12 protein-coding genes are annotated in these 10,353 nt (G+C 63.5%); 6 read left to right on the top strand and 6 right to left on the bottom strand.

The features are described from left to right. Nucleotides 1-187, top strand: a 187-nt coding sequence (locus tag ACZ5VD_RS43325) for a hypothetical protein (RefSeq protein WP_468685980.1), incomplete at its 5' end; no start/stop codon positions are given. Nucleotides 188-2,049: 1,862 nt separating this feature from the next. On the opposite strand, the gene ACZ5VD_RS43320 is transcribed toward ACZ5VD_RS43325, so the two are convergent. Further along, on the bottom strand, nucleotides 2,050-2,499 hold the full coding sequence (locus tag ACZ5VD_RS43320; RefSeq protein WP_468685979.1) for a hypothetical protein: 450 nt from the start codon (nucleotides 2,497-2,499) through the stop codon (nucleotides 2,050-2,052). Between the two features lie 974 nt (nucleotides 2,500-3,473). Between ACZ5VD_RS43320 and ACZ5VD_RS43315 the strand changes: the two genes are divergently transcribed. Further along, nucleotides 3,474-4,274 (top strand): pentapeptide repeat-containing protein, encoded by an 801-nt coding sequence (locus ACZ5VD_RS43315; RefSeq protein ID WP_468685978.1) that lies wholly within the window; start codon nucleotides 3,474-3,476, stop codon nucleotides 4,272-4,274. A gap of 145 nt (nucleotides 4,275-4,419) precedes the next feature. On the opposite strand, the gene ACZ5VD_RS43310 is transcribed toward ACZ5VD_RS43315, so the two are convergent. Further along, a complete protein-coding gene (locus ACZ5VD_RS43310; RefSeq protein ID WP_468685976.1) occupies nucleotides 4,420-4,815 on the bottom strand; it encodes a hypothetical protein in 396 nt (131 codons plus the stop codon). Between the two features lie 391 nt (nucleotides 4,816-5,206). Here ACZ5VD_RS43310 and ACZ5VD_RS43305 point away from each other — a divergent pair, with 391 nt between their 5' ends. Next, nucleotides 5,207-5,452, top strand: a complete 246-nt coding sequence (locus ACZ5VD_RS43305) for a hypothetical protein (RefSeq protein ID WP_468685975.1) — start codon at nucleotides 5,207-5,209, stop codon at nucleotides 5,450-5,452. A gap of 449 nt (nucleotides 5,453-5,901) precedes the next feature. Here the strand turns inward: ACZ5VD_RS43305 and ACZ5VD_RS43300 are convergent, their stop codons facing one another. The 4 genes from ACZ5VD_RS43300 to ACZ5VD_RS43285 form a co-directional block, all read right to left on the bottom strand. Beyond that, entirely contained in the window at nucleotides 5,902-6,279 is a 378-nt protein-coding gene (locus tag ACZ5VD_RS43300; RefSeq protein WP_468685974.1) for a hypothetical protein, read from the bottom strand. Next, complete coding sequence (locus ACZ5VD_RS43295; protein ID WP_468685973.1) at nucleotides 6,276-6,503, bottom strand: hypothetical protein; 228 nt, start codon at nucleotides 6,501-6,503, stop codon at nucleotides 6,276-6,278. Before ACZ5VD_RS43295 ends, ACZ5VD_RS43300 begins: the two co-directional genes overlap by 4 nt. Nucleotides 6,504-6,616: 113 nt before the next feature. Next, the gene (locus ACZ5VD_RS43290) at nucleotides 6,617-7,045 is read right to left on the bottom strand and encodes an ATP-binding protein (protein WP_468685972.1); all 429 of its coding nucleotides are present in this window, start codon (nucleotides 7,043-7,045) and stop codon (nucleotides 6,617-6,619) included. 46 nt (nucleotides 7,046-7,091) lie between these two features. Next, nucleotides 7,092-7,499 carry an NUDIX hydrolase gene (locus tag ACZ5VD_RS43285; protein ID WP_468685982.1) on the bottom strand — a complete coding sequence of 136 codons (408 nt, stop codon included), beginning with the start codon at nucleotides 7,497-7,499 and terminating at the stop codon, nucleotides 7,092-7,094. A 107-nt stretch (nucleotides 7,500-7,606) separates the two neighbouring features. Between ACZ5VD_RS43285 and ACZ5VD_RS43280 the strand changes: the two genes are divergently transcribed. From ACZ5VD_RS43280 to ACZ5VD_RS43270, 3 genes are all read left to right on the top strand, one after another. Further along, nucleotides 7,607-8,392, top strand: coding sequence for a GntR family transcriptional regulator (locus ACZ5VD_RS43280; RefSeq protein ID WP_468685971.1), 786 nt, complete (start codon nucleotides 7,607-7,609; stop codon nucleotides 8,390-8,392). Between the two features lie 166 nt (nucleotides 8,393-8,558). Beyond that, nucleotides 8,559-8,915, top strand: a complete 357-nt coding sequence (locus tag ACZ5VD_RS43275; protein WP_468685970.1) for an SCO3933 family regulatory protein — start codon at nucleotides 8,559-8,561, stop codon at nucleotides 8,913-8,915. Further along, entirely contained in the window at nucleotides 8,915-10,291 is a 1,377-nt protein-coding gene (locus ACZ5VD_RS43270; RefSeq protein WP_468685969.1) for an FtsK/SpoIIIE domain-containing protein, read from the top strand. The genes ACZ5VD_RS43275 and ACZ5VD_RS43270 overlap by 1 nt, the downstream gene beginning before the upstream one ends. Nucleotides 10,292-10,353 lie beyond the last annotated feature (62 nt).

Genomic DNA, 10,353 nt, shown 5'->3' with positions numbered 1-10,353 from the left:
CCTGACCTTCGATCAAGATCAGGTTGGTCAGAAGACCACGAAGTGGGTCAGTTTTGATCCGCCGTCAGAGGGTCACGATTCACCCGTCGCCGACATCCACCCGGCCGGGTTCCCGCACGCCCGTCCCTGCCGTGTCACACCAGCGCAACGTCCCATGAACGGAGTCTGGCAGAGCCAGCACTGGTAGAAGATGCCAACTGGGCGACACGACCTGGCAGTTGTCCAGCTCCGAGCCATCAGCTTGGGAAGCTAAGGTGATCTAGGCGTATTCGCACGTCTGACCTGCGCCTCAGCAGTGCTGGCGCCCGACGGGCGGATGACTGGCTCCCCGGTACTCCCCGTGGTTCCCCGCACAATCTGGCACGGGTCTGGCACGGCCCTGAGTGGTGAGGTAGCCGACCCTTGTCGAACCCCGGGTCGTGTGTCCTTACCGTGCGGACGGCCCCATCGCCCGTCGGCAATAATTCCGGTCATTGTGGTGCACAGAGGGTGGAGACTGGAACTCCGAGCTATGCACCGGCTCTCCAGCACAAGCCCGGGGTTCCTACATGGAAAACCCTGCTTACATCGCGCGAGCGTCTGGATACGATCTCTGCATGCTTAGCGATGGAGGATCGTTCGACGCTGACAAGTTCTATGCCTCGTCGCGACGCTGGATGCACGAGGCTCTTCGACACGCCTCAGCCGAGCCGCCAGCGTACGATCTTGCCGTTCATCATGCGCAAGTTGCGACTGAGCACCTACTCAAGGGTTTTCTTCTCAGCGTGCATCCCGCACTTATCGCAGAGAACACCACGCTGCTTCTGCACGTGACAGGCGTGATCAATAATCGAACGCGACATGCCGGGGCACGCAATCTAGAGACTGGCGCCTCTATTACTGCGAAAGACTCTCTAGAGTTGGCGCGAGAATTCACAAAGCGTCTCGATCGAGTCAGTAATCAGCGTTGGTCGTCTGTACTTCGAGCGCGAAATGGCGTAGCACACCTTGGCATTATCGACAAGTCTGCCGCTGAGTCGAACCTGGTTACATGTTTCGATATCATTGATGCACTACTCGCGGAGCTAGACAAATTTGAAGCTGATTACTGGTCTACGTGGGCTGAAGTTCGGGAAAGCCTGGGGAAGTCTCATCTAGACGAGGTGACTCGTCGTATGCGTGCGCGATTGGCCAGAGCGCGTGCACGGGATTCGGAGAACTATGGAGGTCTATACCCCAACACCCGCCGGGAGCCGCTCCAGTGGTCTCAGCAGGGAATCTTCGGCCCCGGCAAGGGCGGTTACGGAATCCCGTGCCCCACTGGAGGGCACAGTGGGATGTTGGTGGGGCACTCGATGCAGCCGGGGGATGGCGTTACAAACGACATTCACTACGTCTTCGTGGCGCATTCATACTTTTGCCAAATCTGCGGCCTGACTGCTGACGTCGAGGAGTTTGAAGCGATTAACCTCCCAATCAGTCTCGATATTGGCGAAAATGGCCTAGTGGACCCTCCGGGTGATCGCGATCCGGCCGAATGGAAAACTCGCCTGGCTAACGAGAGATGGATCGCAGAAGATGAGCTACATGAAGAAATAGCCATGGGTCGCTGGTGTGGGTTCCCTGGCCTTGAATGTCCTTGCGACACGGGCGGCCCTATACCGGACGGGTGCCTTAAGCGTGATTCGTAACTTTGAGGCCGACGGAGCGACAGTGGACGAGTCAAGATCTGAACGATCTCGTGAAACCGTCGTGGCAGCGATGTCACCGTGGGTTCAAATCCCACCGCCTCCGCACTGAGAACAGCGAGAACGGCCCCCGGCTTGGGTATCTGGTTGGGGCCGTCCGCTTGTCCCGTCACCCTGACTGCCTGGTGTTCCCCGCGGGTTCCCGCCGTATCGGGCATGGCTGGGGCACGGCACCTTCTGAGCCGCAGCTCTACAGAGATCGGCCAATGGAGGCCGCCAGGAGGCCCATGAGGGGCCGGTGTTGGGCTCTGCCGGTTGCTGAGTTGAAGTCGACGCCGTGGTTCGCCGCCGTCTCGCTCCGGCCCGCGATGACGCCGCGGGTTCAGGTGAAGATGATCCAACCTGAGAGTGCCGCCCCAGACACTGCGATGGCACAGTGCAGAGCGACCCACACCGTGTATGAACGCAGTCTCCTCAGTCGCGGGAAGCGAGCCCGCTGAGCACGGCTCGTTTCCGACAGGCCGGCCTCGATGTTCAGGTCCGGGAACTTGCTGGCGATCTTCCGACGGAGCCCCTTGGCCTGCCCAACATGAAAGGCGCTCCTCTCGTGAAACTTCAGGCAAGCGAGAGTGCCGTAGAGCCCAAGGCCGAGCATTGGCATCGTCACTAGCAGCATGGACGTCTGCAAACCCTTCTGTGCGAGGAAGCCCAGCCCAGCCCCCATCAGCACAATGATGATGTTCGTGAGTGTCGCCCTTTGGCTCTCTACCTGGCGGTCAGCCGCCCGGTGATCCTTCCAGAGCTCTAGCAGGACATCGTTCCCATCAGCCATGGGTCCCCCTTCGCGGCAGGGACATTCTTCCGCGCTGCGGCCAACTGCGCTCAGCATCCGGTCCTGTGGGCAACTGTTGACCGGCTCGATGCCCCGGCGGCAGCATCCACCACCAGCCACGGTTCTTTTGTGCCTGGACCGCTTGCTCCCGAAGCAACTTGGGTGGGGGTGGCGCCTTGGGCTGGTGTGTCTCTCACCTGCACTGACGGTCCGCAGACGTTCGCGCTCGTCCGCCGTTGTTCGTCGGCGTTGTCACGCAGTTAGACACTCATGCTGCGCAGGCTTCAGTCTCGGAGTTCTGCACATGCGTAGCGATGCTGGTTGAACGTTGGCTTCACTATGAGCCATGGAACTTCAATGGTTGGGCCCGTGGGAGGAAGACCACCACCACGTGGACACAGCATCGGCGCGGGGCGAGTGTTCCTGGGCTGCACCATGCCCCGCTCCTGCGATGTGGAGCGTTCGCGTCTTGGACACTGGCGGCGAGAGCTGGTGGGCTGTCTGCGCAGAGCATGCCGCCTCTTCTTCGGTGCTGTCTCCTGGCGTGCCGACTGAGTAGCGCACACGGCTCCGGAGGGCGCTTCGGTCCTACGGAAGACTGCTGGTCAGGGCCACGTCTGCGATCAACTGAGCGGAGCCAGTCCACGGATAGTCCACGGTGCTCAGCTGGAGAGTTCCTCCTCGACGATCTTGTCGCCGCGACGGTCGCCCGCCACAGCGGTGAACCCACCGCGCTGCATCAGACACCAAGGTCGACAAGCTCTGGTGCCGCTGCTGGACGTTCAGCAACCGCCCACCGCTCGTCGCCAGGTTCCCTAACATCAAGGCAAGGCGCCAGACGAGACGCGTGAATGAGGGTACGGGGCATGAGAAATCAGGGTGCTAGACCGAGGATCGCCGCGTGGCGTCGCCGCAGCAGTAGACGTGTTGCAACTAGACGCGAACGGCTTCCTCAGTTTTCGAATATCGTCACCATGGCGACGGCAATTGGGGCGCTAATATTTACTGGCATTTCCATTCAGCAGGTGAGGCTTCAGAATGAGGTCGCTGAGTCAGGGCAGGTGACCGATCGATTTAATGCCGCGATTGGAAATCTGGCGTCAGATAGCACAGATATTCGACTAGGTGGAATATACGCCCTCCAGCGTCTAATGTATGACTCCCCCCGCGACCAGCCTGAAATAGTCACAGTTTTGGCTGCATATGTCCGGGGTCATGATAAGCCACTAGATAAGCGGCCTTCACGGTTGGAGCTCGACACTGCCAAGAATACGGCAGGCGTTTCACTGCATCTGATCCCTGACGACGTCGAGGCCGCAGTACGAGTGATCGCCGATAGAGATCCCGACAATGATGGCATGGCCCACAGAGGGCTGGTAGCACCGTCAGTTGATCTCTCAGGGGCGCACCTAGAGGGCGTTGACCTGTCTGATGCAAGCTTCGAATTCGCGGACTTCAGCGGCGCGCATCTCGATTACGCAAGGCTGCGAGACGTTGACCTCGTTGCCGCAAACTTCGATAACGCCTCCTTGAGATATGCCGATCTCGGCTTCTCTGATATCAGATACGCTTCGTTTCGAGAATCCCAGCTAGAAAAATCGGAATTTGACTACACGCAGGCCAAAGGTGCAGATTTCTCGGGGGCGATTTCGGCACACTATGCCTTAACGTCTAAAGATGTCCGAAAAGCGTATTTCGTTCGCACTGACCTGTGCCGGGGTCACACCCCGAAATTCCCTAACAGGCATTATCGGTGCCGCGAGCACTTGACGTAGAGTTCCCTATCTCCAGGTCAAGGAGTTCGAGATAGTCCGGAGGGTAGGCAGTCTCGATTTCGTTCGATCCGGTGAGTGCCAATTCTGCGAATCTGTGACGGGTAGGAGCCCTTGTTCGAGTAGTGAAGCCAACCCTCGCTCGTCACTATCCGGCCTTGAGCTTTCGAGAATCCAGAGCTTCACTCGCCTTCTCCGTGAACGACTTCAACATGCCTTCAAGCGCAAGCAAATCTCCGAGTGTGCGCTTTTGCTCGAACTTCACGCGCTTTGTCTTGAAACGCCTGCGGACTGTGACGTAGAACTCGGCAGAGGTAGTGAGCCGGTATGCAAGGCGAGCCGTTGCCGTGGCTAGCTCTGCCACCTCCTCAGGACCGGCTAGTGCAACCACTGGGGCAGAAGTCCGGATGGCTGGCAGAAGCGTTTTTAGGAGCTCTAACTTCGACCAAGCTCCGTCAGGGGTGTACTCCTCATCCATGATCGTCATGAGGTCATCGGCAGCCTCAGTGAAGGCCATCACGGCACCAATGAACGCGCTGTACACATCTCGTCGTCCTTGCCGTCGCCAGTGTGCGTGCTCCGTTCTCGCTTGCAATGAGGGAGTAAGCCAGGCGGTGATCAATGCGCCACCAGTAGCGGAGACGGCACCGACAACTGACCCGATCACTACGGCGCTTTCCGGGCTCATAGCAACATGGTGCAACCATCAGTGAAGTTGCGCGACTCGCAAGGTCGGTGGAGTCTTAATGGGCGAGTCAACCGCCGTCAGTAGCCGAAGAAGTGGCGTGGGGTCTCGCTGACCTGCGGCCTCCTGAGTGGCTAATGCTGTGACCTGCGGCTTAGTTGTCAACGTTGGTCACCTTCGGCTGCCCTCGGACGGCACGGCGACGGCCCCGAGTGATGCCATCGTGGAACGACTGGACTAGCTTGCAGTCATGACTGGTAAGCGGCCTGAGATGCGGCTTGTCTGGAGTCGTGAGGCACCTGAGAGCGTGGCGTATGAACACGTGGTGTTCGACAAGGTGCCGCACTTCGCGGATCACTCGAAGGCGGACTTCGCAGAGGACATCACGTACCACCAGCAGATCATCACGTCTCGGCGGGAGGCGGTAGAGCTCGCTGAGAGCCAAGGGTGGCGACTGGATCAGAGGGGGGAGGTTTGGGAGAGCCTGCCTGAGTGACCTCAGTCTGTGCCGGGGTCTTAACTCTGCAGGGAATCGCACCTCCCTTCCCTTCTCCCTGCCCTCGTCTGCCGAGAGTTGGCGACGGTGTGAGGTCGGCTCCGAGACTTTGGGCTGGAGCTGCCATGGGGCGAGTGATCATGGCCCCGTAAGCTCATGGCGAGTCGGGCAGTCTGTGGACCTGCCCGTAAAGCACGACGTTGGGGCCATGATCTTCGAGGCTCGCCCCATGGTGGCTGCCTAAAGTCTCGGAGCCGACCGGCCCCGCGAGCGCATGCGTCTACGGTGCTCGACTCGTGGCCCCGGCCCTATCCATATGTGGGCGCGCGTCGGCGCAGCGCCCGCAGCGCGGGCCGAAGGCATGAGCGCGGAGGGCAGCGGAGCTGGAAAGCGCGCCCGGCGGAGCGGAGCGCAGCCGGGTGCCTTGAACCAGTAGAGAAAGTTGTAACTCAGTCGGTCGCGTGGGGCTTGAAGTCGTATGCGCAGGCTGGAAGTTCGATGCTCTGGCGGTGTGCGAGCGGTAGGAAGATGGCAGGGCGGACTGTCCAGGTGATGCGGGTGCCGGCCTGGTGCACGGTGACTGAGCAGGGTTCCGCTCGGAGCAGGGCCCGCCTTGTGTCGACGCGGCCCTCGTAGAGCCACTCCCACGCTTGCTCTGAGGCTGCGGTGTCGAGTGCTGGGCTGATGGTGCGCAGCGCGATGGCGATCCACCGGTCTGCCTGAGCGGCCGAGTAGGCGTCGAAGGAAGCGTGCAGGGCAGGTAGTTGGTCCGTGCTGAGGTCTTGGGTCCAGCACTCGCACCAGAAGCCGCGGGGGAGTTCGTTCATGCGTTGCCTCCCAGCGGGCAGGCCACGAGCACGTAGCGGGTGCTCTCGTCGTACAGCGTGAGTTGGTAAGCCGTGCCGGTGGTCAGGTAGGTGAGAGCCCGTTCGTGCTCCGCCTCGTCTGTCAGCCAGTAGCGGCCAAGCTGGGCGTATGCGGTGTCGAGTTGGTCCGTGACGTGGCTCGTGCGTTCACGTAGCCAGCGCAGTGCCAGGCGGGGGGTGGCCACGCTGTGGGACCCGAGTGGGATCGCGCTTGTTTCGTGCAGGGGGTATGCGGCTGCCCAGCATCGGAAGGCGCTGCCCCGCTCTTCGGCAGCTAAGAGCTCACCGGCCATCGGCGTCAGCACGGATGACCTCCTGGGCGGATATCCCTGTAGAGCTCCGCCGTGACGGTGTGGCCGCCGTCGCTGTCGTGGACCACCACCCGGTGCGCAATCGCGCTGACCATGCCCAGACCCCGGCCGTGCTCCGCCTCCTGGTCCTGGTGCTCGACCTTCGGGGCCGTGCCGGTGCCGCCGGCATCCGTGACCGACAAGGCAATGACCTGGGCGGAGACCGCAAGGGCCAGATGGAAGCTGCCCGACGTGAGGCCGCTGGCCGTATGGAGGATCGCGTTCGCGCTCAGCTCGCTCACGATCAGTTCGGCGTCTTCGGCCAGAGGCGAACCGCGCAGGATGTCTCTCGTCCAGCGTCGGGCCCGGCTGACCTCTTCTGGGAAACCTGGGCAAGTGAGGCCCCAGACCCGCGCAGTGCTCGTATACTCGTGCATACAAGTTCCTTCGTGCTGGTAGGCCGCCATGTGCAGCGGGTTCGGGCTAGACGAGTTTCACGCCGTCGTGGGCGCGGATGGCCGGCGGGGATGCCGCGTCCAAAGCGTCCAGGACGCGGATCGCGTATGCCTCGTCGGCGAGGTCGGTGACTTCTTCGCGGGTGGCCCAGCGCAGTGCGCGGGTCTCGTCCCCGGTGGTGGGCGTGCCGTCGGCGGCTTCGCAGCGGAAGACCAGAGAGACGATCAGGCCGTTCATGTTCTTGTAGATGCCGGTGAGGGTCGCGGGAAGTGCGATCTTGATGCCGGTTTCTTCGAGGACTTCGCGCTGGAGGGCTTCGGGGATGGTTTCCTCGCGTTCGAGGACTCCGCCCGGGGGTTCCCAGTGGCCGTTGTCGCGGCGCTTGATCAAGAGGGCGCGGTCCTGGTCGTCGACGATGACTCCGGCAACGCTCACGGAGTGCGGACGGTCGGTGCTCACGTTCCTCGGTCCTCTCAGATCGCTAGGCTCTCCACCGTAGCAACAACACTCGCCCACTCGTCTAGATACCTAAAGGAGTACACGTGACGTCTCTCCCGAGCCTCCTCGGCGATCTCGACCCCACGAGTGATCGTGCGGTCTTCCGGCAGATCGCTGACCAGCTGCGCGAGGCAATCGACCGTGGGCGGTTCAAGGAGGGCGAAAAGCTGCCCTCCGAGGCGGAGCTAGTCGAGCACTACGGGGTTTCCCGTATGACGGTTCGAAACTCCTTCTCCGTCCTCCAAGGCGAGGGCCTGGTCCACGCCGAACACGGCAAAGGCGTCTTCGTCCGACCACGGCCCCCAGTGCGGCGGCTCGCCTCCGACCGGTTCGCCCGGCGCCACCGCGAGCAGGGCAAGTCCGCCTTCATCGTCGAGGCCGACGCCGCCGGCAGTCACCCCCAGGTCGACAGCCTGGAGGTCAAAGAAGAGAAGGCCAGCCAGGACATCTCCACCCGGCTCGGCTCCGTGCGCCGTGTCCTCGCCCGCCGACGCCGATATCTGCTCGACGGTCGCCCGGTCGAGTTCGCCACCTCCTACCTCCCGCTCGACATCGCCCGCGGTACTCAGATCGCCGAACCCAATCCCGGCCCCGGCGGCATCTATGCCCGTCTCGAAGAGCTGGGTCACCACCTCGACCGCTTCGAGGAGGAGATCCGGGCACGGATGCCCTCGCCGACTGAGGTGAAGACGCTCCGGCTGGCCTCCGGCGTGCCCGTGATCCACCTGATCCGCACGGCGTATGACACCGAGGGGCGTGCCGTGGAGGTCTGTGACACGGTCATGGCGGCCGACGCCTACGTCCTGTCGTACCAGCTCCCGGCCACGTGAGGGCCTGACCGGCGGTGGTGCGCGGGGCCACTTTCCCGAACTCGTACAGCCCGACAGGCATACTCGTATAGACGAGTGGGCAAGTTGTGTGGCAGGGTGGTCGTCGTTCCCGGAGTCCGGGTTCGAAGGCTGCATCTTGTATAGACGAGTAGATAGGAAGAAAATCTTGCGCACCATCCGTGTGGAGACCTCGGCCGCGACGATCCTGCTGACCGAGGCGCCCGAGCCCAAGGTCCGCGACCGTCAGACCGGCGAGATCGCCAAGGACATCGTCAGCGGTGAGGCACTGATGACGATCGGCGTCGTCTACATCGAGGAGGGGGAGTCGTCCCTGATCAAGGTGACCCTTCCGGAGAGCGGGGTGGCGGAAGGGCTCGCGCTCGGCGCCCCGGTCTCGCTGCCGGGGCTGGTTGCCCGGCCGTGGGAGAGCGTGTTCAACGGACAGCAACGGCACGGCATCGCCTTCCGCGCCGCCGCCGTCACTCCGGCCGCCTTCCCGGCCGCCATGGAGGCCACGGCCTGATGACCGACCTGGCAACGCTCTTGGAGGTGGGTGGTCCTGTCGCCGCGCTCGGTGGCGGGGCTGCCTACGCCCGGGCCAATCACCCCGGGGTCTACTGGTCCACGGTCGGCTTGCCGATATCCACGGCCCGCCTGCTCAGCTCGTACAGCTCGGTCATGGAAGCCTGCGGCCTGACCGTTGCCCCGTCGCGACTGCGGGTCCTGGCGGTCAAGGCCACCACCCGCCGTGAGGTCCGACCCGTTCCACCGCGTCGCGGGGTCATCCGCCCCACCTCGACCGGACTGTGGCTTCGGCTGCGGCTCGCCCCGGGCCAGGAACCCGCCGACGTCGCCGCCTCGGCCGAACGGCTACGGCACGCCTGGGGAGTTCACGCCGTCTACGTCACCACCATCAAGCCCGGTGTCGTCGAACTGCGGCTCGTCGGCTTCGACGTACTGCGGCGGGTGCGGATGCCCCGCAAGATCGAGGAAGGGTTCCTGAAGGTGCCGGTGGCCCTGCGGGAGGACGCCACTGCCTTCGTACGCGACTACCGCACCGTCCCGCACCAACTCACCCTCGGCGCAACGCTCTCCGGCAAGTCCATGTACCTGCGCCACCTGGTGGCCGGACTCGCCCGACAGCCCGTCGCCCTGGTCGGCATCGACTGCAAGCGCGGCGTCGAACTGGCCCCCTTCGCCCCACGGCTCTCGGCACTCGCCACTGACCCTGACCAGGCCGCCGACCTGCTTCCCGTGCTCGTCCAGGAAATGGAGGACCGATACGACCTGATCAAGGCCCGGCAGGGCTTCGCCCCGAGCACACCGGACGAGGACATCACCTCCGACATCTGGGGCCTGCCCGACCACCAACGCCCCGTGCCCATCGTGCTGTTCGTCGACGAAGTGGCCGAACTCTTCCTCGTCGCCACCCGCAAGGACGAGGAACGGCGGGACGAGATGGTCACCCAACTCATCCGCCTCGCCCAGCTCGGCCGCGCGGCCGGCATCTACCTGGAGGTCTGCGGGCAGCGCTTCGGCGCCGAGTTGGGCAAGGGTGCCACCATGCTCCGGGCTCAGCTCAGCGGCCGGGTCTGCCACCGCGTCAACGACGAAGCCTCCGCCAAGATGGCCCTGGGCGACATCGCCCCCGAAGCGGTCGCCGCCGCCTGTGCCATCGCTCCCGAACGGCCCGGCCTGGCCGTGGCCGGTGACACCTCAGGCGGTTGGTCCCGCATCCGCACGCCCTACCTCTCCCTCGGCGACGCTGCCGAGATCTGCCAGGAATCGGCCCACCTGGCGCCGAACCTGCCCGCGCTCAAGCCCTTCCGGCCCTACATCCCCGTACGGCCAGCCTGGCCCCCGGTGCCGGTCGTGTCACCGCGCCCCGTGACCGACTGAGCCGCTTCCCTCATCCCCGGTCGGCGTGACCGCCTCGCGCCACGTCCCCACTCCTCCCATGC

Source organism: Streptomyces sp. NPDC032822, assembly GCF_055578825.1.
Note: the sequence above shows the minus strand (reverse complement) of the source record. Positions and strands in the feature narration are given on the sequence as shown.